General features: G+C 56.1%; 19 protein-coding genes. 12 read left to right on the top strand and 7 right to left on the bottom strand.

What is annotated here, in order from left to right:
* Nucleotides 1–30 precede the first annotated feature (30 nt).
* Nucleotides 31–378, top strand: a complete 348-nt coding sequence (locus OJ965_RS19085; RefSeq protein WP_009092500.1) for a DUF4156 domain-containing protein — start codon at nt 31–33, stop codon at nt 376–378.
* A gap of 53 nt (nt 379–431) precedes the next feature.
* Here OJ965_RS19085 and epmB read toward each other — a convergent pair whose 3' ends face one another.
* Entirely contained in the window at nt 432–1460 is a 1029-nt protein-coding gene (gene epmB, locus OJ965_RS19080) for an EF-P beta-lysylation protein EpmB (protein WP_154928611.1), read from the bottom strand.
* A gap of 43 nt (nt 1461–1503) precedes the next feature.
* Between epmB and efp the strand changes: the two genes are divergently transcribed.
* From efp to OJ965_RS19065, 3 genes are all read left to right on the top strand, one after another.
* Nucleotides 1504–2070, top strand: a complete 567-nt coding sequence (efp, locus tag OJ965_RS19075; protein ID WP_009092495.1) for an elongation factor P — start codon at nt 1504–1506, stop codon at nt 2068–2070.
* 50 nt (nt 2071–2120) lie between these two features.
* On the top strand, nt 2121–2252 hold the full coding sequence (locus tag OJ965_RS19070; RefSeq protein WP_009092493.1) for an entericidin A/B family lipoprotein: 132 nt from the start codon (nt 2121–2123) through the stop codon (nt 2250–2252).
* A 101-nt stretch (nt 2253–2353) separates the two neighbouring features.
* Nucleotides 2354–2488 (top strand): entericidin A/B family lipoprotein, encoded by a 135-nt coding sequence (locus OJ965_RS19065; protein WP_003848302.1) that lies wholly within the window; start codon nt 2354–2356, stop codon nt 2486–2488.
* Nucleotides 2489–2542: 54 nt separating this feature from the next.
* Here OJ965_RS19065 and OJ965_RS19060 read toward each other — a convergent pair whose 3' ends face one another.
* The gene (locus OJ965_RS19060; protein WP_265137453.1) at nt 2543–3067 is read right to left on the bottom strand and encodes a lipocalin family protein; all 525 of its coding nucleotides are present in this window, start codon (nt 3065–3067) and stop codon (nt 2543–2545) included.
* 135 nt (nt 3068–3202) lie between these two features.
* On the opposite strand from OJ965_RS19060, the gene epmA reads away from it, so the two are divergent.
* Nucleotides 3203–4180, top strand: coding sequence for an elongation factor P--(R)-beta-lysine ligase (gene epmA, locus OJ965_RS19055; RefSeq protein WP_009092488.1), 978 nt, complete (start codon nt 3203–3205; stop codon nt 4178–4180).
* A gap of 151 nt (nt 4181–4331) precedes the next feature.
* On the opposite strand, the gene degS is transcribed toward epmA, so the two are convergent.
* From degS to zapG, 3 genes are all read right to left on the bottom strand, one after another.
* Nucleotides 4332–5393, bottom strand: coding sequence for an outer membrane-stress sensor serine endopeptidase DegS (degS, locus tag OJ965_RS19050; RefSeq protein ID WP_046101068.1), 1062 nt, complete (start codon nt 5391–5393; stop codon nt 4332–4334).
* Nucleotides 5394–5482: 89 nt separating this feature from the next.
* A complete protein-coding gene (gene degQ / locus OJ965_RS19045; protein ID WP_009092486.1) occupies nt 5483–6856 on the bottom strand; it encodes a serine endoprotease DegQ in 1374 nt (457 codons plus the stop codon).
* A 108-nt stretch (nt 6857–6964) separates the two neighbouring features.
* The gene (gene zapG / locus OJ965_RS19040; protein WP_009092485.1) at nt 6965–7366 is read right to left on the bottom strand and encodes a Z-ring associated protein ZapG; all 402 of its coding nucleotides are present in this window, start codon (nt 7364–7366) and stop codon (nt 6965–6967) included.
* Nucleotides 7367–7544: 178 nt separating this feature from the next.
* Here zapG and zapE point away from each other — a divergent pair, with 178 nt between their 5' ends.
* From zapE to sspB, 5 genes are all read left to right on the top strand, one after another.
* Nucleotides 7545–8672, top strand: a complete 1128-nt coding sequence (gene zapE, locus OJ965_RS19035) for a cell division protein ZapE (RefSeq protein WP_111208267.1) — start codon at nt 7545–7547, stop codon at nt 8670–8672.
* 227 nt (nt 8673–8899) lie between these two features.
* On the top strand, nt 8900–9328 hold the full coding sequence (gene rplM / locus OJ965_RS19030) for a 50S ribosomal protein L13 (RefSeq protein WP_009092483.1): 429 nt from the start codon (nt 8900–8902) through the stop codon (nt 9326–9328).
* A gap of 15 nt (nt 9329–9343) precedes the next feature.
* Nucleotides 9344–9736 carry a 30S ribosomal protein S9 gene (gene rpsI, locus OJ965_RS19025; RefSeq protein ID WP_008925401.1) on the top strand — a complete coding sequence of 131 codons (393 nt, stop codon included), beginning with the start codon at nt 9344–9346 and terminating at the stop codon, nt 9734–9736.
* 330 nt (nt 9737–10066) lie between these two features.
* The gene (gene sspA, locus OJ965_RS19020) at nt 10067–10708 is read left to right on the top strand and encodes a stringent starvation protein SspA (protein ID WP_009092481.1); all 642 of its coding nucleotides are present in this window, start codon (nt 10067–10069) and stop codon (nt 10706–10708) included.
* 3 nt (nt 10709–10711) lie between these two features.
* Nucleotides 10712–11197 carry a ClpXP protease specificity-enhancing factor gene (gene sspB, locus OJ965_RS19015; protein WP_009092479.1) on the top strand — a complete coding sequence of 162 codons (486 nt, stop codon included), beginning with the start codon at nt 10712–10714 and terminating at the stop codon, nt 11195–11197.
* A 113-nt stretch (nt 11198–11310) separates the two neighbouring features.
* On the opposite strand, the gene OJ965_RS19010 is transcribed toward sspB, so the two are convergent.
* Nucleotides 11311–13068, bottom strand: coding sequence for a sulfite reductase subunit alpha (locus OJ965_RS19010; RefSeq protein ID WP_009092478.1), 1758 nt, complete (start codon nt 13066–13068; stop codon nt 11311–11313).
* Nucleotides 13069–13249: 181 nt separating this feature from the next.
* Nucleotides 13250–18781, bottom strand: coding sequence for a glutamate synthase-related protein (locus OJ965_RS19005; RefSeq protein WP_265137444.1), 5532 nt, complete (start codon nt 18779–18781; stop codon nt 13250–13252).
* An 891-nt stretch (nt 18782–19672) separates the two neighbouring features.
* Between OJ965_RS19005 and arcB the strand changes: the two genes are divergently transcribed.
* Nucleotides 19673–22006, top strand: a complete 2334-nt coding sequence (arcB, locus tag OJ965_RS19000) for an aerobic respiration two-component sensor histidine kinase ArcB (RefSeq protein WP_265137443.1) — start codon at nt 19673–19675, stop codon at nt 22004–22006.
* 886 nt (nt 22007–22892) lie between these two features.
* Nucleotides 22893–23612: a monofunctional biosynthetic peptidoglycan transglycosylase gene (gene mtgA / locus OJ965_RS18995; protein ID WP_265137442.1), complete on the top strand. Its 720-nt coding sequence runs from the start codon at nt 22893–22895 to the stop codon at nt 23610–23612.
* Nucleotides 23613–23614: the final 2 nt, after the last annotated feature.

The following is a 23614-nucleotide window of genomic DNA, read 5'->3' as shown; positions in this document are numbered from 1 at the left end:
CGACTCTGATGATAATAAATGGGGATTACAATGCGGATTAACCTCTTGCCCGGACTGACGGCTGGCGTGTTATTGCTGGCGGGCTGCAGCAGCTCTACGCAACTCTCTTCAGCAGGCGAGCGCGTGACGTTTACCGATCAGCAGCCTGCCAGTTCCTGCCAGCTTCTGGGCAACCTAACCGGCTCACAGAGCAACTGGCTGAGCGGTGCAGGCGGCGAAACCAGCGCACTGCGCGGTGCAGCCAATGATCTGCGCAATCGCGCCGCGGAGATGGGCGGCAACGTGATTTATGGTGCCACCAGCCCGACGCAGAATCTGCTGTCTGCGTTCGCGCCTCTGGACAGCAAAATGACCGGTCAGGTCTACAAGTGCCCATAATGTGGCATAGGTAGTACAGCGAATCTCAGCGGCCAGCCTTATGCTGGCCGTTTTTATTCCTGACGCAGCTGTAAATCCAGCGGCGTTTTACTCGGCTCTCCGCCAATTTCCCGCGCCAGTTTCGGCACCAGATAGCCGGAAACCTGTGACAGTAATGCCCGCACCAGCTGGCGCGCCTCATCGTCAGACACAAAGAAATGTGCGGCACCCTGCACCTTATCCAGCACATGCAGATAGTAGGGCAGAATGCCCGCATCAAACAGGGCATTGCTCAGAGTGGCCAGCGTCTGCGCATTATCGTTCACGCCCCGCAGCAGCACGCTCTGATTCAGCAGGGTGACACCGGCCCGCTTCAGGCTGCTCATCGCCTCACGCAGCGCATCATCAATCTCCTGCGCATGGTTGATGTGCGTCACCATCACCACCTGCAGGCGGGTCGTGCGAAGCATCTCACAGAGCTGATCGGTAATGCGTGCCGGAATCACCACCGGTAAACGACTGTGGATGCGCAACCGCTTCAGGTGCGGGATCTTTTCCAGCGCGGCAATCAGCCACGCGAGCTCATGATCTTTCGCCATTAATGGATCGCCGCCGGAGAAGATAATCTCATCCAGTTCCGGATGATCGGCGATATAGTCCAGCGCCGCCTGCCAGCTTCGCTTATTACCGGGATTATCCTGATAGGGGAAGTGACGGCGGAAGCAGTAGCGGCAGTTGACCGCACAGCCGCCTTTGACCAGCAATAACGCCCGGTTGCGGTATTTATGCAGCAGTCCGGGCACCGCGTTACTTTGTTCATCGAGCGGATCGGTGCTATAACCAGGCGTATCGATGAATTCCTGACGCTGCGTCAGAACCTGAAGCAGCAACGGGTCGTGCGCATCGCCTTTTTTCATCCGGCTGATGAAGGCATGCGGAACGCGCAGGGCGAAAAGCCGCCGCGCATCCGCGCCAGCGGCCAGCTCAGGATGCTGTTCCAGGGCTAAAATACGCAGTAATTCATCAGGTTCAGTGACAACATCAGCAAGTTGCTGCAACCAATCTTCTCTGGAAGGTATTTTTAGGGTTACAATGTGTGCCATTTTTTTGGCTTAGTACCAGTATCAATTTTCGTAGAGGGCCTTCATGGCGACTTATTCTAGCAACGATTTCCGTCCCGGTCTTAAAATCATGTTCGAAGGCGAGCCGTATGCCATCGAATCCAGTGAGTTCGTTAAACCGGGTAAAGGTCAGGCATTCGCACGCGTTAAAATGCGTCGCCTGCTGACGGGTTCTCGCGTTGAGAAAACTTTTAAATCCACCGACTCCGCCGAAGGCGCAGACGTAATGGATACCAACCTGAGCTACCTGTACAACGACGGTGAGTTCTACCACTTCATGCACCAGGAAAGCTTTGAGCAGTTCCCGGTTGAAGAGAAGACTGTGGGCGAAGCAGCGAAATGGCTGCAGGACAACGCAGAATGTATCGTTACGCTGTGGAATGGTCGTCCTATCGCCGTTCAGCCACCGAACTTTATCGAAGCTGAAATCGTGGAAACCGATCCAGGCCTGAAAGGTGACACTGCCGGTACCGGCGGTAAACCTGCCAAGCTCTCTACCGGCGCGGTTGTAAAAGTGCCACTGTTCGTTCAGGAAGGCGAAGTGGTGAAAGTTGACACCCGCTCTGGCGAATACGTGTCACGCGTGAAGTAAGATTCGCAGGCGCATCTCCGGATGCGCCTTTTTCTTGTCTGAGAGAAAAAATGAAAAAGCTGGCAAAATTAATCGCATTCGCGTTGCTGGTCTCCTCTGCATTAAGTGCCTGCAACACATTCCACGGTTTTGGCGAAGATGTCTCCCACTTAGGTGGTGCCATTTCGCGTGCGGCAAAATGACCTTAACGGCTTCTCCTTTTTAAAGTTCCGCGGCAGCATCCGCCGGAAATCCGGCTATGCTTAAAGCGCTGTACTTTACATCCATCAAAAAGGACATTGTCATGTTAAAGAAAAGTATTGCCGCGATCTTCTCTGTACTGGTGCTCTCTTCACTGCTGACGGCTTGCAACACCACGCGTGGCGTGGGTGAAGACGTCGAAGCGGGTGGCCAGGCGATTCAGAACAGCACGAAGTAACCTGTTATTACAGCCGGTACGAAAACGGTTTTGTACCGGCTTATTCCCTCTGCACTATTTCTGTTTCACCCAGATTAACTCATCAACCGGGAAGCCATCCCGGCGCGCCTGATCAATCAGCTTCTCTTTGACGCCCGGCTCCAGCTGCGGTGTGCGCGACAGTATCCACAGGTAGTGGCGATTCGGGCCACACACCAGAGCATAGCGGTAGTCGGGATCCAGGGCGATAACGTTGTAGCCGCCGTAGAAGGGGCCAAAGAACGAGACTTTCAGGGCGGCGCGCTGCGGCTCACCGGTGAAGTAGGCCTTACCGACGCTCTCCTGCCAGCGCTGTTTTTTCACGTTATAGCCACGATTGATCACTTTCAGGCCGCCATCTTCACGCGGGCTGTAGTTAGCCGTGACCTGCTCCAGACCGCGTTCAAACGGATGATTGAGGCGGGCAATCTCATACCACTGGCCGAGATAGCGCTGGCTGTCAAAGTTCTCAACAACCGTGACGTTTTTGGGTGGCGTGGTGCTACAGGCAACGGAGAGAAAAGCGCTGAGGCTGGCGACAAGGGTTTTCCATAAAGACATAGCGGGATTCCTTTGTGATTTAACTGCTTAAGTATAGAAGCCGAAGCGCTGTTTTTGGCATCGCCGGCATGAGATTGTTTGCCGCAGGCATTGCAGGTAGACTTCCACCCCTTATTTGTATCAGGAGTCATCACCATGAGCGAAACGGCAAGCTGGCAACCAAGCGCATCCATCGCCAATTTGTTAAAACGCGCCGCGATTTTAGCGGAAGTGCGTCGTTTCTTTGCCGATCGTGGCGTACTGGAAGTGGATACGCCAGCGATGAGCCAGGCCACTATTACCGATATCCATCTGGTGCCTTTCCAGACGCGTTTTGTCGGGCCTGGTGCGTCGCAGGGGCGCGATCTCTGGCTGATGACCAGCCCGGAATATCATATGAAACGCCTGCTGGCAGCGGGCAGTGGTCCGATCTATCAGATGGGGCGCAGTTTCCGCAATGAAGAGGCGGGACGTCATCATAATCCGGAATTCACCATGCTGGAGTGGTACCGGCCGCACTACGACATGTACCGCCTGATGAATGAGGTGGACGATCTGCTGCAGCAGGTGCTGGAGTGTGACAGCGCAGAGTCGCTCTCCTATCAGCAGGCCTTTATCCGCCACCTGGATCTGGATCCGCTGTCGGCAGATAAAGCGCAGCTGCGTGAAGCGGCAGAGAAGCTGGGCGAAGGCGAGCTGGCGCGTGCAGAAGAAGATCGCGATACGCTGCTGATGCTGCTGTTTATGCTGGGCGTGGAGCCGAAGATCGGCCAGGACAAACCCTGCTTCGTTTATCATTTCCCGGCCAGTCAGGCGGCACTGGCGGAGATCAGCACCGAAGATCACCGCGTAGCTGAACGTTTTGAGGTCTATTACAAAGGCATTGAGCTGGCGAACGGTTTCCGTGAGCTGACCGACAGCCGCGAGCAGCGTCAGCGGTTTGAGCAGGATAACCGTCGCCGTGCGGCGCGCGGTCTGCCGGTCCATCCTATTGATACTTATCTGCTGGATGCGCTGGCGCACGGTATGCCCGCCTGTTCCGGGGTCGCGCTGGGTATCGATCGGCTGATTATGCTGGCGTTAAAAGCAGAGTCACTGAGTGAGGTGATCGCCTTTCCGGTTGATCGCTGCTAGTCCGTGGCTCACAGACGATGACGGAGCAGAGGGGAAGGGGTGGCCCGGATGAAGAGCAAAGCGTCCGAGCCAGGATGGCGAGGCCGACCGCCAGGGATGGCGGCCTTCTTTGCGATCAGCCGGGCCACCCCTGACCGGGCACCTGTTTCAGCTAACCACTGTTATCAGGAAATTCCTGAATGGTGACCGGCAGCGTCAGTTTCTGATCGTTGCGCAGCACCTGCACATCAATCACGGAACCGGGACGAATCTCTGCCACCTGATCCATGGTCTCCTGCGCCGAGATGGCTGGCTTACCGTTTACGCTGAGCAGTACATCGTTGGCCTGAATTCCGGCCTTGTCCGCCGGTCCATCCGGCGTCACCACGCTGACGATAATGCCCTGAACCCGATCCAGATTGCTGCCCTGTCCATGCAGCGGCGGCAGCTCACGACCGGTAATACCGATATAGCCGCGGATCACCCGACCATCACGAATCAGCTTATCCATGATCTTCGAGGCTAAAACGGTGGGGATGGCGAAACCAATGCCTTCCGGCGTTTCGCCATCGTTACTTTTATCAAAGGTCAGGGTGTTGATGCCCATCAGCTCGCCAAGCGAGTTAATCAGCGCGCCACCGGAGTTACCCTGATTGATCGACGCATCGGTCTGCAGGAAGTTCTGGCGGCCTGATGAACTCAGTCCAACCCGGCCCGTGGCGCTGATAATGCCCTGCGTCACCGTCTGCCCCAGGTTATAGGGGTTGCCTATCGCCATCACGACATCGCCGATATGCGCCTGGCGATTGGGATTGATCGGGATGACAGGCAGGCCGGAGGCGGTGATTTTCAGCACGGCAAGATCGGTCATGCCGTCGGAACCGACCAGCGTAGCCTCAAAGAAGCGGCCATCCTGCAATGCCACGATAATCTGATCGGCATTATTGATGACGTGCTTGTTGGTCAGGATGTAGCCTTTGGCATTCATAATCACCCCCGAGCCCAGGGTGGTGATGCCACGGTTGTTGTTGCCGTGGGCGCTCCGGTTATAAACGTTTACAACGGCAGGCACGGCGCGGCGCACCCCCTGATTGAAGCTGAAGGGCGTTTCGTCGTTGATATCGTCGTGGTTATAGAGGGCGTCGCTGCCCATACGCAGTGCAGGCAGTGCTGCGAGTAGAATACCCGCCACAATCAGGCCCAGCACTACGGCACGCAAAAGTTTAAGAAACATGGTGTTAAATCACGCCAGGGGAGATCGCTGGGCAGAATAACATGAGAGCGGCGGACACACACGCGCTTGTGTCCGCCATAATGCGAGGTTTATCTCAACAACAGATAGATACTTTCATCGCCGCGCACCACGTTCAGTGCCAGAACCGGCGGTTTGCCTTCCAGTATCTTGCGCATCTCAGCCAGGGTCTGAACCCGGTTGCGGTTTACGCCGATGATCACATCATCTTTCTGCAGGCCAACCTGTTCAGCCGGTGTCCCTTTTTCGATGGTGTCGACCTTCACGCCTTTGTCGCCGGTTTTGGTCTGTCCATCACTCAGGGTGGCACCCTGCAGGGCCGGAGACATCAGCTGGGCGCTGGCGGTGGTCTGAGCGCTCTGCTCCAGCGTAACGGTGACCGTCACCGGTTTGCCTTCGCGCAGCAGGCCAAGCTTAACCTGTTCGCCTGGTGGGGTCGTGCCTACCTTTACCCGCAACTCAGCGAAGCTGGTAATCGGCTTGTCGTTGATTGAGGTAATGATGTCGCCGGACTTGATGCCCGCCTTCTGTGCGGCAGACTGCGGTAACACTTCCGAAACGAAGGCGCCACGCTGCACGTCGACATTGAATGCCTTCGCCATGTCGGCTGTCATTTCGGTGCCTTTAATACCCAGCTGACCGCGCTTCACTTCGCCAAATTTGATCAGCTGCTGCGCGAGGTTCATCGCCATATCGCTCGGGATCGCAAAGCCGATGCCGATATTGCCGCCGCTGGAGGCCAGGATGGCGGTGTTGATCCCAATCAGCTCGCCGTTCAGGTTGACCAGCGCACCGCCGGAGTTGCCGCGGTTAATCGCGGCATCGGTCTGAATAAAGTTTTCCAGCCCCTCCAGGTTAAGGCCGCTGCGGCCCAGCGCAGAGATGATACCGGAGGTCGCCGTCTGGCCCAGACCAAACGGGTTCCCGATTGCGACCGCAAAATCACCCACTTTCAGCTGGTCGGAGTCCGCCACTTTAATCTGCGTGAGGTTTTTCGCGCCCTGGATCTGAATCAGGGCGATATCGGTCTGCTCATCATGACCGATCAGTTTGGCTTCATACTCACTGCCATCGCCAAGCTGCACGTTGATCTTGTCGGCACCGTTCACCACATGATTGTTGGTCAGCACGTAGCCTTTCGCGGCATCAATGATCACGCCCGAGCCCAACCCTTCAAACGGCTGTGGCTGATTATTCCCGCCAGGCATCTGACCGAAAAAACGTTTCAGAGGCTCAGGGATATCCTGAGCCTGTTCGCCGGAATCGGTGCCTTCCACGTGAACGCTGACCACGGCAGGCAACACTTTTTCCAGCATCGGTGCCAGGCTCGGCAGCGGCTGGCCCGCAATTTGTGCTGGCAGCGTTGCCATCGCGTCTGGCGCGGCGGCAAGGCTCATCCCGATACTCAAGGCTAATGCGCTAAACAGGCGTGCTTGTTTTTTCATTGCTACAACGCTCTCGCTGCAAAGTGGGAGGATTTAATGAGTGTGACAGTCGTTTGTGGTCAGGGTTCGCAAAAACAGCGGGCGCAGACAGGCTGCGCCCCAAAAAGATTAGTCGCGGGCAGGGCGCTCGCCACGCAGTAAACCGGATGCGCCTTCAGAGTAGTCGCGCGGCATCTGCACCGGCACCTGGTCGTTGTCAGCTTCCGCTTCAGTCAGCTGATAGGCAAAAGGATTCTGCTGACCCGGCAGATTCGGCAGCAGATCGTTAGAGCCTTTCGCCATATGCTGATAAAGCTGACGATAGTCACGCGCCATGTTGTCCAGCAGCTCGGCGCTCTGTGCGAAGTGGTTAGTCAGCTCTTCGCGGTAATCGGCCAGCTCGGCCTTCGATTTTTCCAGTTCATACTGCATGCTGCGCTGCTCACGCAGCTTTTTGTTGCCGAAACGCATGGCGACTGCGCCGACAATAATACCTACCACTAAACCAATTAGCCCGTATTCCCAGGTCATAATGACTCCCGTGTTTTTTCCATTGTTCCGTAGGGCGTTGCACCATTTCAATAATAGTCACTATACCCGTTAATCTTATGGATGTGGAACTCCGGAGCAGCATGGCTTAGTGTAGAACGGCCTTTTTTTCAGCAACCGTGGTATGAATCAGACACTATTCAGGGACTTTGAAACAACAATGCAAACCTCATCTCCGCTTGCACGTTATGAGCAGGCGCTGTCGCAGGGCGAATTCAGGCCCGATGACGTACAACGTGAAGCGATTACCCGTTTAGACGCCCTGCAGCAGGCGCTGGTTGCCCGGCAACAGGCTGCCGCGCCCGCCTCATCCGGCCTGCTGGGTCGCCTGTCGAAATTGATCGGTAAAGAGAAAAATGCGGCGCCCCAGCCTGTTCGCGGACTCTACATGTGGGGCGGCGTCGGGCGCGGCAAAACCTGGGTCATGGATCTCTTTTTTCAGTCTATTCCTGGCGAACGCAAACTGCGCCTGCACTTCCACCGTTTCATGCTGCGGGTGCATGAAGAACTGACGCAACTGCAGGGGCAGAGCGACCCGCTGCTGATTATCGCGGACAAATTCAAAGCGGAAACTGACATCCTCTGTTTCGATGAATTTTTTGTCTCCGATATCACCGACGCGATGCTGCTGGGCACGCTGATGGAAGCGCTGTTTGAGCGCGGCATCGCCCTGGTGGCAACCTCGAACATTCCGCCGGATGACCTCTACCGCAACGGCCTGCAGCGCGCGCGTTTTCTGCCGGCTATTGAGCAGATAAAACGGCACTGTGATGTGATGAATGTGGATGCCGGCATCGACTACCGGCTGCGGACACTGACCTCGGCGCATCTGTGGAACTATCCGCTCAACGAGGCCACTCACACGGAGATGGCGCGCATGTTTAAGGCGCTGTCGGGCAGCCAGCCGGAGGAGGCGCCGGTGCTGGAAATCAACCATCGCCAGATGCCGACGCTGGGCGTCAGCGACGGCGTGCTGGCCATCAACTTCACGACGCTTTGCGGGGAAGGGCGCAGCCAGCATGACTACATCGCGCTTTCCCGCCGTTTTCACAGCGTGCTGCTCTATGACGTGCCGGTAATGATCTACAAAACCGAAGATCAGGCGCGCCGTTTCCTGGCCCTGGTTGACGAATTTTATGAGCGTCACGTGAAGCTGGTCGTGGCCGCAGAAACCTCGCTGACCGAGATCTATCAGGGGACGCGGCTGAAGTTTGAATACCAGCGCTGTTTATCGCGGCTTCAGGAGATGCAGAGCGAAGAGTATCTGCGCCTGCCGCATCTGCCGTGAGAATAATCAGGATAAATACCGAAATAGGGTTCGATTTTTGCAATCGACTTCTCTATAATCTTGCGACCCCACGTTACAGCAAAGGATTTTTTTCCCAAATCCTCTGTGTTCCAGTAACTCTATCCGAAGGGGTGGCTTGCTGGTCAAAATGGTCGTGTGAGCCTCATTCGTTTACTTAAGCGTTTGGGATTTCACCAACGTGTAACTTAATTTGGGTAAGCTTTTCGATGAAAACTTTTACAGCTAAACCAGAAACCGTCCAACGTGACTGGTTTGTAGTTGACGCAACGGGCAAAACTTTGGGTCGCCTGGCGACTGAACTGGCGCGCCGTCTGCGTGGTAAGCATAAAGCGGAATACACTCCGCACGTTGATACGGGTGATTACATCATCGTTCTGAACGCAGAAAAAATTGCTGTTACCGGCAACAAGCGTACTGACAAGATCTACTATCACCACACCGGCCACATCGGTGGTATCAAACAGGCGACCTTTGAAGAGATGATTGCTCGCCGTCCTGAGCGTGTGATTGAGATCGCGGTTAAAGGCATGCTGCCGAAGGGCCCGCTGGGTCGTGCTATGTACCGTAAGCTGAAAGTTTACGCAGGCAACGAGCACACCCATGCGGCACAGCAACCGCAAGTTCTTGACATTTAATCGGGATTAAAGGCAATGGCTGAAACTCAAAACTACGGCACTGGTCGCCGCAAAAGCTCTACCGCTCGCGTATTCATTAAGCCGGGTAGCGGTAACATCGTAATTAACCAACGTTCTCTGGAACAGTACTTCGGTCGCGAAACTGCCCGCATGGTCGTTCGTCAGCCGCTGGAACTGCTGGATCTGGTTGGTAAATTCGATCTGTACGTCACTGTTAAAGGTGGCGGTATTTCTGGTCAGGCTGGTGCGATCCGTCACGGTATCACCCGCGCTCTGATGGAATACGACGAATCACTGCGTGGCGAGCTGCGTAAAGCTGGCTTCGTAACGCGTGACGCGCGTCAGGTTGAACGTAAGAAAGTCGGCCTGCGTAAAGCACGTCGTCGTCCTCAGTTCTCCAAGCGTTAATTGTTTGCAGCTCCGGCTGCGGCAATTGGCTCAAAAAACCCGCTTCGGCGGGTTTTTTATTTTCTGCCTTCCCGTCTGATAACGGGGAAAACCGTAAGCCCGCGCTCAATTTACCTGCAAAGATTCATTCCACGCCCACAAGCAGCCTAAAATCTGGTAAACTCTGTGTCACTTTGCGCCCGCAGGCCGGTGCGTTATGCGCCTTCCCGCTGTCGGGGCGTCAGTTTTACGGCGCAGCTGACCAGGTTGCGTGCGAGTTCGACAAGCAAGTGAGTCGCCGTGTGGTTGGCTATTCGCAGTATCTTTTTGTGAACAAACTTGGAGGTTTTCATGGCTGTCGCTGCCAACAAACGTTCGGTAATGACGCTGTTTTCTGGTCCTACTGACATTTTCAGCCATCAGGTACGTATCGTTCTGGCGGAGAAGGGTGTCAGCGTAGAGATCGAGCAGGTCGAAATGGATAACCTGCCGCAGGATCTGATTGACCTCAATCCGTATCGCACAGTACCGACACTGGTAGATCGTGAGCTGACGCTGTATGAATCCCGCATCATCATGGAATATTTAGATGAGCGCTTCCCGCATCCGCCACTGATGCCGGTTTATCCGGTTGCCCGTGGTGACAGCCGCCTGATGATGCACCGCATCGAGCAGGACTGGTACAGCCTGATGAGGAAGGTTGAGAACAGCAGCGGTCAGGAAGCCGAAGCCGCACGCAAACAGCTGCGTGAAGAGCTGCTGGCGATCGCGCCGCTGTTTGGCCGCACGCCTTACTTCATGAGCGAAGAGTTCAGCCTGGTGGATTGCTACCTGGCACCGCTGTTATGGCGTCTGCCTTCAATGGGCATCGATTTGATCGGCTCTGGTTCAAAAGAGCTGAAAGGTTACATGAACCGCGTATTTGAGCGTGACTCTTTCCTCGCTTCATTAACTGAAGCTGAACGTGAAATGCGCCTGCAAGCACGGGCTTAACGTATGGAAATGTCGCAACTTACTGCACGTCGTCCCTATCTGCTGCGCGCCTTCTATGACTGGTTGCTCGACAACCAGCTGACGCCGCATCTGGTGGTCGACATCAATCAGCCAGGTGTTCAGGTGCCGCTGGAGTACGCGCGTGATGGTCAGATTGTCCTGAACATCGCGCCCCGTGCTGTCGGTAACCTCGATCTGGCGAATGACCAGGTGTCGTTTAACGCCCGCTTTGGGGGTGTTCCTCGTCAGGTTAACGTGCCGATGGCGGCAATTCTGGCAATCTATGCCCGGGAAAACGGTGCCGGAACGATGTTTGAACCGGAACCGGCTTACGAGCTGGATATTCAGGAGGCGTCAGAAGGTCAGGAAGAGACTATGATGTCCGTGATTGATGGCGATCGTCCCGACGATGCCAGCGATGATGAGACACCGCCTGATGACGATCCACCGCCGCGGGGTGGACGACCTTCACTGCGCGTCGTGAAATAACCGCAGCATTCTTAAAACAGATACCCGCCTCTCCGGCGGGTATTTTTTTGCCTGTCAGCCATAAAAAAATCTGGCTGCCTGCGCAAACCGGATTTTTTATCACACCTTCGCTATCAATAGACGTCGCGCAGGTAACGCTTCTCTTTCTTCAGCTGGTCGACATAGTCCGCTGCGCGCTCGCTGGAGAGGCCACCGAACTGGCGAACCACTTCATACAGCGCATTATCCACATCCTTCGCCATGCGTGATGCATCGCCACAGACATAGAAGTAAGCGCCTTCCTGCAGCCAGGCATAGAGCTCTGCACCCTGCTCAAGCATCCGGCTCTGCACGTAGATCTTCTTCTCCTGATCGCGGGAGAACGCCAGGTCAAGCCGCGTCAGCAAGCCATTATCCCGCCAGGCGAGCAGTTCATCCTGATAGATAAAGTCATGTTCCTGATGCTGATCGCCGAAGAACAGCCAGTTTTTGCCCTGCGCGCCGGTTGCCTGACGCTCCTGCAGGAAAGCCCGGAAGGGCGCGATGCCGGTGCCAGGTCCCACCATGATCAGCGGAGCGCTGTTATTGGCTGGGACGCGGAACGCTTTGTTCGGCGAAATAAAGATGGCTGGCTTTTCGCCACGACGTACGCGCTCAGCCAGGTAGGTTGAGCAGACGCCACCACGGTTACGGCCGCCGCTGTGATAGCGCACGGAAGCAACGGTCAGGTGCACCTGATTCGGATGGGCTTTGGAGCTGGAGGAGATCGAGTAAGCGCGATGCTGCAGCGGACGCAGCAGGGCAACAAACTCAGGCACCGCCAGCGTGCGCGTCAGGTCAAGCTGCAGCAGGTCAAGGCTATCTTTGCCCCACAGCCAGACACCCAGCGCATCTTTGTCGTCGTGCTGTAACACATGACGCAGCTCCTGGTTGGTGGTGTTCTGCCCGACCCATTCGATGAGCTTGCGCGACGGTTCAGAGATCTCAAACTGGTAGGTCAGCAGGTCGCCGAGGCTGCGGTCAAAGCCGGGCACCGGCGTCTCGTAGTCGGCATTAAGCTGGGTCAGCAGCAGGCTGACCAGCGATGGCTCGTTGACCGGAATGACGCCGAGCGCATCACCCGCTTCATACTTCAGGCCGCTGTCGGTCAGGTCAAACTCAAAATGTCGGATATCTTTGGCAGACTGCTCGCCAGAGAGGCGCTTGTTGGTGATCAGCGCCGCGGCGTAAGGGTTCGATTTGTTGCTGCCCGGGATGACCGGTGCTTCAGGCGCGCTCTCCAGCACGGTGCCGCTGCTGCCGGCGCTGGCCGCAAACTGAGGCATGGAGCTGTTCAGCCACTCGCTGGATGGCTCTTCATAGTCGATATCGCAGTCGATGCGATCCACCACGCGTTTTGCTCCCAGCTGCTCAAGGCGCATATCGATGAACTTGCCCGCCTGACAGAAGCCGTCATAGCCGGTATCACCGATTGCCAGCACGGCAAAATGCATCTGCTCCAGGCGCGGTGCGGTACTGGCAGAGATCGCATCCCAGAAGAGCTGCGCGTTATCCGGCATCTCGCCTTCGCCGTAGGTTGAGGTGACGATCAGCACATGGCGCATGGTGGCAAAGACGTCGAGGTCGACATCGCCCAGCGCCTGAACCACCGGCACCAGCCCTTTAGCACGGGCCGATTTCGCAGCGGTCTGCGCCAGCGCTTCGGCATTGCCGGTCTGTGAGCCGTAGAGAATGTGCAGTTGCGTGGTCGCGGCTGCACCTGTGCCCGCAGCGGGTTGCTGCTTGTCTTCTAATACCAGCAGACGGGAGTGAAGACCCGCGAGAAAGCCAGCCAGCCAGTATTTCTGATCGCCATTAAAAGGTGCATCTTCTGGAATATAAGGAATTTTCATGGGTACTTTTACTCAATCCCGTTCTTCCCCGTCATCAGTAACGCTGGCCGGTTTAAGCGGTTCCGCTTTCCCGCACCGCGGTGTGCGGCTGGGGAGAGCGGTTCTGCATCTGTCCGGTACAACGACGACTCCGGGCAATGATCAATGAATAACATTCAGTTCAGCCTGAACAATATGACTGTCAGGAGAGTTTGCCCACCGCCGCGGCGATTTCAGGCAAGGCCGCACGTGCAAACAGCTCTTCAAAATCAGGCAGGTGGCCCAGCACTTCCCGGTTACAGGCATCCTGATACATGATCCAGCCATAGGTGGCCAGGCTGTCCATGGAGCGGATGTTGCGCTGCGTCAGCGCCGCTTTGTAATCTGACATGCGTTTGGAACCAATCAGACTGGCCAGTTCGTCATCGTTATACGCTTCGATGGCGGAACGGGCATGGCGCTGCAGTTTGCTGATCAGCGAAAAGTCCTCCGTCATCAGCAGATTACGCACGGCTTTTTCTACCGCCGGATCTTCAACCGCTGTCCCTTTCGGTAATTTACTCAGGGCCAGCTGCTGAGCAAAGCTCAGAACGGTGTAGTTGTTAAGCAGAACAAACATCTCCAGCGTATCGGTCGCGCCGTAGGCGGGTACCGCACCGTCAGCAATGGTCTTGCCCTGACGCCAGGCCGCTTTGAACTTCGCAACCTGATGGCCGGCCAGCGCGGTCGACAGCTCTTCGAGCAGATCTTTACGGCTTCTGGCTTTCAGGATCTCACCGCCATCCTGATAGAGCAGCAGTGAGCGCGGCATCACATAGACAAAGTGGTGACACTCCGTTTCCCAGTTCTCCAGCAGCCAGGCAGCACGCGGTGAGTTTGTGGCCTCCAGATGCCAGTTCAGCATGGTCAGCACGGCCTGCTTATGCACCTGCGCCATCTCATCCTGATCGGCAATTGAGCCGAAGCGCACTGAATCACCGGCTGCATGGCTGGCGAGCGTTCCATACGGGTCATACTGATAGGCGAAGCCGCCGCTCATGCCGTTACCAAAGCCTTTACCGAAGGTGCCCAGGTTGAGGATGGCACCATTGGTCATATATTCGCAGCAGAAATCTCCTACGCCTTCGACCACGGCTGTGGCACCGGAGTTACGCACCGCGAAGCGGTCACCGGCCTGGCCCTGCACGAACAGGCGTCCACCGGTCGCGCCAAACAGCGCAAAGTTACCGATCAGCACGTTACCATCGCCATCCTGCGCGCCGCCGCCCGGCGACATGATAAACAGCTCTCCGCCACACTGTCCCTTGCCGACGCCGTCGTTACAGGTGCCGTAGTGGGTCAGCTGCATGCCATCGTTGCAGAAGGCGCCAAATGACTGACCGGCTGAACCGGTGGTTGAAATTTTTACGGTCGCAGGGGCCAGATAATGGCGACCGCGGTCATCGCTCAGAACCGCAGGCTTCGCCTGCAGCTGCGCCGCACTCAGCTGATGGTTCAGCATGCGTTCAATGTCGATCGCCAGCTGGCCCCCCACACTTTTGTTGCGGTTGTTCAGCACGATGCCGTTGCCCAGTGCGACGTCGCTATTGCCCTGATCGACCAGCGCTGATTTCAGCTGCTCAACCCAGCCATCATCCAGCTCAAAATCTTTCTCCAGATAGACCGGCTTCTCGATCTTCAGCTCCGGCACCACGGTGAGCATGGCGCGTAAGTCGAGCTTGCCCACTTCCAGCGGGTGATCCATCAGGTGCAGCAGGTCGGCCCGGCCGCGCGCTTCACGCAGGGAACGCAGGCCCATACGCGCCAGGATCTCACGCACTTCATGGGCGACGTTGAGGAAATACTGCGCCAGCTGACGCGGATCGCCATCAAAGGCTTCGGCGTTGGTCGTCAGACCCGCCGGGCATTTGACGTTACAGTTTTTCGCCATCACGCACTTCAGCATCATCAGCGCAGTGGTACCGAATTCGAAGCTGTCGCCGCCCAGCAGCGCGGATTTCACCACGTCGCTGCCGGTCTGCTGCGCGCCCGAGCAGCGCAGCTGCACTTTCTCACGCAGGCCGTTGGCGCAGAGCGCCTGATGAACTTCAGCGATGCCGATTTCCGCCACGCGTCCGGTGTATTTCAGGCTGGTCACCGACGCAGCGCCGGTACCGCCGGTGTTACCCGCCACGTTAATGACGTCTGCGCCCGCTTTGGCCACGCCGACCGCGATGGTGCCGATCCCTTCTGAGGAGACCAGTTTGACGATCACGCGCACCCGCGCGGCTTTACAGTCGTGGATCAGCTGCGCCAGATCTTCGATGGAGTAGGTGTCGTGATGCGGCGGCGGCGAGACCAGCTCGACGCCTGGCGTACCGCCACGCGCTGCCGCAATCTCAACCGTGACTTTTGCCGCCGGTAGCTGGCCGCCTTCGCCAGGCTTCGCACCCTGACCAATCTTGATTTCCAGCTCTTCCAGCATCGGGTCCGCCAGATAGGCAGCCCAGACGCCAAAACGGCCGGACGCCAGCTGCTTGATGCGTGAGGCACGGATGGTGCCGTGACGGGAGTAGTGCTCGCCGCCTTCACCGCAGTTACTCATGCCGCCGACCATGTTGGTGCCGTGCGCCACCGCTTCATGCGCGGGGGCGACCAGCGCACCGTGACTCATCGCACCAGAGGCAAAGGTGCGGGTGATTTCGCACGCTGGCTGCACGTCGCTCAGTGGCAGGGAGGGCAGAGTGGTGAAAATACGTGACAGGTAGTCTGCCGCTTTACCGTAAGCGGTTATTTTCAGACCGCCGGTCACCACCTCGCTGCTCTCGATATCGTCGCCGAAGCGGAACTTCAGGGCGTTAGAGAGATTCTGCAGGCGCTCGTTCTCTGGCTTCAGGCCTTCGATCGCATCGGTCAGACGCAGCATAAAGTGATTCAGGCTGCCATCCACCGCTTCACACACCAGACCACGAATGGCAAAGCCGTTGTTGGTCAGTGAGTAGCGTCCCAGTTTGCGGCGGAACTCCGCTTCGCTGTCGATATGGGTCAGATCGGCCGGGAATGTCAGGATGTCACGCAGGGCCGCCGGGCGACGCTTACGCTCCTCATACATCAGGCTGGAGAACTGACGATAGTCGGCCGTGATCGCGAAGTTGTTGATCACCTCATCCGGAATACGCTCGAAGCTGCTGTCTTTAAAGGTTTCTGGCTTGATACCAAAAGCGTTATCCAGTTTTGCCAGCGTCATCAGACGGATAAAGTTATCCTCTTCGCGCGCTTTATCAGCGAAGCGAATCGGCTCTTCGGTCATATCGATAAAGGTGCGTACGGCAATCGTGCCGTAGGAGTGACCGGCACCCTCTGCGCGCTCTTTAAACAGACCCAGCAACGGTACGTCCGACTCACCCTGAATCTTCAGTGCACTCTGATGCCAGTCAACGGCCATCTGCGCGATAGCCGCGAAGCCTGCGCCACCCACCGGCGTTTTGATATTCGGGAAGTACTTTTTCAGCACCGGGTCATCGGTGTTGAGGAAGTTAGGCTCAAAGAACTCGCCGCTGCTGTAGCTTTCTACGGTACAGAGGCCCACTTTGCCCATGGTTTTCATCAGGGCTTTTTCCGCAGCTTTGGCATAGCGCTTAAAGGCTTTATTGCCTTCTTCACCCTCACCAAATTTCTCCTCTGCGCGCATCTGTACGCCCAGCGGATAGATTGCTGATGCGCCGAAGCCCAGCGTCGCGGCAATGTGGTGCGAGGAGATGCTCTGGCCGCTTTCCACCACCAGTGACACATCAAGGCGCAGACCTTCCTGCACCAGACGCTGGTTGATGGCGGAAACCACCAGCAGCATCGGGATCGCGGCGTGCTTCGAGGAGATGTGGCGGTCGGTCAGAACGGCAATGCCGCCCTGCGTCCGGGCAAAATCCACCACCTGCTGCGCCAGGTCATCAATCGCTTTTTCCAGGGCGTTCGCGTTGGCGGTCGTGCTCAGCAGATCTTTGCCGATGACCGGCTCATAGAGCATCTCGAAGCGGGCGTAAGGGGCAACGGTCTGCTCACGCAAACGCAGCATATCGAGATGGCTGAGAATTGGTGTCGGCACCACAATCTGACGGCCTTTGCTGCGGCCCAGGTGCGGTTTCGCCCCCAGCGCCACACGCAGCGTCATGCCATCTACTTCGCGGATAGAGTCCAGCGGCGGGTTGGTAACCTGCGCAAAGCGCTGAGAGAAGTAGTGCGCCATGCCGCCTTCATGATCGGATAAGCCGTTGATGGCGTTGCCGTAACCCATTGCGGAGATCTTCTCTGCGCCGGTGTTAAGCATCGGGTCCATCATGAACTTGAAGCTTTCCTGGTTGTAGTAGTAGGCGACAAAGCGCTGATAGGTTTTCAGATCGCCGCGATAGCGCAGCGGTGAACCCTGTTGCTCAGCCGGGATCTCCGGCAGATCGTCCAGGCCGACGCGCGCTTCACGCAGCAGGGCGGAGTAATCTTTCTCGGCAGCCAGTTTTTCCAGCGCCTGCAGCGTGGTGTAGCTGCGTTTTTCACGGTGATCGAAGTAGAGCATGCCGCCCGCTTCGATACGACCACGACGCAGGACGCTTTCAGGAGGAAAGGCGATCTGGCCCGCTTCGGACATCGCACCGATATAGTCTGCGGTTTCGACCGAGCGCAGCGGGCGCAGGCCCAGACGGTCAAGGCGTGCGCCAATGACTTCGCCATTGCCAAAGATTAAGGCGGCAGGGCCGTCGTTCTTCTCTTCATACAGAGAGAAATACTCCAGCATGTCGCGCACCTCGGTTGACAGCGAGCTGTCGTTTTCCCAGGCGGGCGGCATCATGGAAACCACAGCGGTGATCAGATCGAGATTATCTTCCATCAGACGGCTGTGGATACTCTGATCCAGACGCGAACTGTCGGACTGCCCTTTAGGCCGCACGATCTTTTTGCCGCGTGCCAGTGCCAGGGCCGATTCGGCGATGCGGTTTTTACGATCCGTGTTCAGCTCGCCGTTGTGCGCCATCAGGCGGAACGGCTGCGCCATAGTGGTATGCGGATCGGTGTTGGTCGAGAAACGGGTGTGGAAAAAGAGCCCGCGGACCTGATGATCGGGATCGGTCAGATCTTTGAAGTAAGGAATCACTTCATTGGAGTTCAGGCGCGCTTTAAATACCTGCGTGCGCGACGACAGCGACAGCGGATAGAGACCGCCAAACTCGCTTTCGGTAAAGGCGCGTGCTTCGATAGTTAACAGGGCGCGGTAGATACGTTGTTCGAAGTCGTTCTGATCGGCCACGTCCTGAGGCGCAGTGAAGATCCACTGCAGAATCGGTAACTGAAACTGAATGGCAGCCGGACGCGTCACGCTGCTGTCGAGCGGCATGTCGCGCTTCATGATCACCGGCAGGCCGAAACTGCTGAGGGTCTCATCCACCAGACGTTCGGCATTCGCGCGCAGCTCAGCATCTTTCGGCACAAAGAAGTTGCCGACGCCAAAGCGACCCGCTTCGAGTGGCTGGCCGGTAATCTTGCGGAAGAAATGCAGTGAAAGGTCAACGTTGACGCCTGCGCCATCGCCGACACCTTCTGCTGACATACCGCCGCGGTGCGGCACTGTGCACAGGGCGCTGTGCGCCATCTGCAGAATCTCATGGGTCTGCTCGCCGTCCTTACGCGTAATGAAACCTACACCACAGCTGTCACTGCCTGCTGTCGGATCATACAAGCCATAGGATTGAGGTTTTTTAGTGGACATTGAGGGTCTCCTTAAACTGCTTTGACATTACCTGCACTGTTTCAGGGTCTGGGCGCAACTGAGGCGCAGCTTCATTTTCATCGCCATGCTCTGTCGAGCGCGCGTCATAGCCCTGAGCATTTCTCTCCAGACATCCGTAAAACGTCCTTTATTGAGCTGCTCTTCGATTTCCGGTCTCGTAAAGGAGATGACTTAAACCACGCGGGAGTCTTCTTGTTGCATAGATATGCCGAGACAATGGCCCGTCAGGAAAGCTTTCAGCGGATTTCCAACTTATCGGGAAAGCGTAATCAGGTCAAATAGGGCGGCCAGGCGGGCTTATCAGGCGCTTTTCTCGTATAAATATATGAAAGTATTGATTTTTATGGTTTAAAATGTCTCACTCTGCCACCTGGTGATCGGCCGATAAATGTGAACTGACTCACTGTAGTGCAGGCGTCATATCTCTGCACCATGCTGGTGACAGGGTGTCTGGCAGCATTAAATGCTGTCCGGCACCCCTGATACATAGCATGTATCTGTTTTTCTTATGTCGGCCTATTTGAATGAAACAGCGGTTGGTTATAAGAAAAATTAATCAGGCAGAGAATGCTTAAAACAGCATTAAAGTTGAATGAGTATTCATATAAAGGAGAGGGCCTGCGCAACAGGACGCTGCCAGGATATTGAAAAAAGGCCGTCGGGTGAAATCTGTGATTCACAGGCGGCCTTACAGATTATTCATTTGGCACAATCAGTCAAGGGATTTAACCGGTTTGTGCCAAACGTCGCCGAACGGCAGGGCGGATGCACCATAAAAGCGCATTCAATCCCTCATCTTCGCGTGACGTGCTGCGACGTCCGCAGGCTAACTGCGCTATCATGGGGCTGTTTCTTTTCCAGGGAGTCGTTATGAAACAGATTCGTCTGCTGGCGCAGTACTATGTCGATTTAATGGTCAAACTTGGCCTGGTCAGGTTCTCGCTGCTGCTGGCCTCTGCGCTGGTGGTGCTGGCGATGATTGTCCAGATGGCGGTCACGATGGTATTGCGGGGGCACGTCGAGAGTATCGATGTGGTGCGCTCGGTCTTCTTTGGCCTGCTGATTACGCCCTGGGCCGTCTATTTTCTGTCGGTGGTGGTCGATCAGCTTGAGGAGTCGCGGCAGCGGCTGGCAAGGCTGGTGGATAAGCTGGAAGAGATGCGCACCCGCGACCTGGAACTCAATCAGCAGATGAAGGAAACCATCACCCAGCTGAATCAGGAGATCAGCGATCGTAAAAAAGCGGAGCTGGCGCGCGAACAGGTGATGGACAAGCTGCGCGAAGAGGTCACCCGCCGCGAACAGGCCCAGATTGAGCTGGAGCAGCAATCATCCTTCCTGCGCTCCTTCCTGGATGCGTCACCTGACCTGGTGTTCTATCGCAATATCGACAAGCAGTTCTCCGGCTGCAACCGCGCCATGGAGCTGCTGACCGGCAAAAGCGAAAAGCAGCTGATTGGCCTGACGCCACGCGATATCTACGATGATGAAGCCGCAACCAAGGTGCTGGAAACGGACGAAAAAGTGTTCCGCCATAACGTCTCCCTGACCTATGAGCAGTGGCTGCAATATCCTGACGGGCGCAAAGCCTGTTTTGAGATCCGCAAGGTGCCCTATTACGATCGTGTCGGCAAACGCAGCGGGCTGATGGGCTTTGGCCGCGATATCACCGAGCGTAAGCGCTATCAGGACGCGTTAGAGAACGCCAGCCGGGAAAAGACCACCTTTATCTCAACCATCAGCCACGAGCTGCGTACGCCGCTTAATGGCATTGTCGGCCTGAGCCGCATCCTGCTGGATACCGATCTGAACCAGGAACAGCTGAAATACCTGAAAACCATCCACGTCTCGGCCATTACGCTGGGCAACATCTTCAACGATGTGATTGAGGTGGACAAAATCGAGCGTCGTAAAGTTCAGCTGGATAATCAGCCGCTCGACTTCACCGGTTTCCTCGCCGATTTAGAGAATCTCTCCGGCCTGCTGGCGCAGCCAAAAGGGCTGAAGTTTGTGCTCGCGCCGCAACTGCCGCTGCCTCACATGATCTCCACCGACGGAACGCGTCTGCGTCAGATTCTCTGGAACCTGATTGGTAACGCCGTGAAGTTCACCCAGCAGGGCGAGATCGTGGTGCGCGTCGCGTATGAGCAGGATGAAACACTGCGCTTTGAGGTGCAGGACTCCGGCATGGGTATCCGCCAGGAGGAGCAGGACAAGATTTTTGCGATGTACTATCAGGTTAAAGATCAGCATGGCGGGAAACCGGCGACCGGAACCGGCATCGGGCTGGCGGTTTCACGTCGACTGGCCCAGGCGATGGGGGGAGATATCCGCGTACAGAGTGCGCCCGGCCAGGGCTCATGCTTCACCGTCGAAATTAAAGCACCACGCATCGCAGAAGAAGTGATTGACGAAGGCGTCGACGACAGCCTGCCTCTGCCTGCGCTGCATGTGCTGCTGGTTGAGGATATTGAACTGAATGTGATTGTGGCGCGCTCCGTTCTGGAGAAGCTGGGATGCAGCGTGGAGGTCGCCATGACCGGCAGCGAGGCTCTGGCGATGTTTGACCCGCTTGAGTTCGATCTGGTGCTGCTGGATATTCAGCTGCCCGATATGACCGGGCTGGATGTCTCCCGTGCGATTCGCCAGCAGTATCAGGGCGCGCATCTGCCTCCGCTGGTGGCGCTCACGGCCAACGTGCTGAAAGATAAAAAAGAGTATTTCGACGCCGGGATGGATGATGTGCTCAGTAAACCGCTGGCCGTGCCTGCCCTGACCGCAATGATCAAAAAGTACTGGGACTATCAGGCAGAAACGGAGGATGAAACGCCCGCCGTCAGCGATGACAAAACCCGGATGTTGCTGGATGTCGCCATGCTCGAACAGTATATCGAGCTGGTGGGCCCGGGGCTGATTACGCAGAGCCTGACGATGTTTGAGAAGATGATGCCGGACTATCTTGCGGTACTGGAATCGAATCTGATGGCGCGCGACCAGAAAGGAATTGCGGAAGAGGGGCACAAAATCAAAGGCGCGGCCGGGTCCGTCGGGCTGCAGCGTTTACAGATGCTGGCGAAACAGATCCAGAGTCCGGAGCTGCCGGCGTGGTGGGACAACGTGGTTGAATGGATTGAAGAGCTGAAACATGAGTGGCGACACGATGTGAAGGTTCTGCGCGACTGGGTTGCCGGACAGGAGAAGTGAAACGGCAGAAAAAAATGACCCCAGCCGAGGCCGGGGTGCGCGAATACTGCGCCAACACCAGGGAAAATGTTGCGGCCGCTATGATTTGAATAATTAATGCAGCCGCAGGGTATTGGTTAACACTGTCATCACCTTAGCAAATTCATCTTCTCATGTGACAAGATTCATTAAAATGTGTGATGTTGAGCAGCGTTTAAACACAGAAAACATTAATTTGGCAACACAGTCAAGCAAGGAATCAATTTCCGCGTTGCGTTGCTGCTATTTTAACCAGATTTGCCGGTTTTCGTGTACTTTTAACGCGGCTGCGCCGTGTCGCGAAGACCGGACAGCGTAAAAGCGAACCGGCAGGTTCATTTGCCCTGACAGTCAGTGTAACGCGCTGATATTGCAAGCCGGCAGCCTGAAATGAACCGAATCATCCAAAACGATTCGGAATGGCAGAAATGAATCTCAACCTTTGTACTTTTCTGCGTCTGCCGGGTTGCGGGGCAGGGATCGAAAACCGGGTCATTTATGACAGGATTTACGCTGGCCGCTGCTGTTTATTTAGACGTTATAAGAATAGTTCTGGTTAAGAGTTGAACCATTACGACAACAGAAAAAAATAACAGTTAAGGTTGATGAATGATTTAAGGCGGCGTTTATTACCCATTATTAAGTGTTTATCTGGAAAGATGCTAAGCAGTGGCAATGAATGGAACCGATTCCTTTTTTCGGAAGTCCTTGAACTATTTCGATCTGTTGCCGCATGTTGATGCAAAATAGGTGCATGAAGTCTGGAAACGCGCCGTTCATTTTCACCGAAAATCGCAAAAAGGCGATTTTTCTGGCAGTGATTACATGAGTAATTGATTAACGTCTGAAACAGGTATGGGAAGATTGCATGAACAAGCATAAAGGAAGCGCCGGACAGCGTATCAGACGGATTGCCGGCCGTCTCCTGCTGGTCTGGCTGGGCGTGTGGCTGGCCGGCATTTTACTCTTTTCGTTTTTACCGGTGCCCTTCTCCGCAGTGATGGTGGAGCGACAGGTGGGGGCGTGGTTGCGCGGTGATTTCAGTTATGTGGCGCATTCAGACTGGGTCGGACATGATGAGATCTCGCCGTGGATGGGGCTGGCCGTTATCGCTTCTGAAGATCAAAAGTTTCCCACCCACTGGGGCTTTGATGTGGCGGCGATTGAATCGGTACTGGATAACAGCGACAGCCGGATGCGCGGAGCGTCCACGCTGTCACAACAGACCGCGAAGAATCTCTTTCTCTGGGATGGTCGCAGCTGGGTCCGTAAGGGGCTGGAAGCGGGTCTGACGGTGGGGATTGAGACGGTCTGGACGAAGCGGCGTATTCTGACCGTCTATCTCAATATCGCGGAGTTCGGGCCGGGCATCTTTGGTGTGGAGGCCGCATCACAGCACTATTTCCACAAACCTGCCAGCCGGCTTACTGCGGCCGATGCTGCTTTGCTGGCGGCGGTACTGCCGAATCCGATTCGTTACCGTGCCGCCGCGCCTTCAGGCTATGTCAGGTCGCGGCAGCAGTGGATACTGCGCCAGATGCGTCAGCTGGGCGGAGAGGGCTTTTTACAGCGTAATCAGCTTAACTGACC

Source organism: Pantoea anthophila (genome assembly GCF_026104315.1).
GTDB lineage: Bacteria > Pseudomonadota > Gammaproteobacteria > Enterobacterales > Enterobacteriaceae > Pantoea > Pantoea anthophila.
This window is presented reverse-complemented; position numbering and strand designations above follow the sequence as displayed.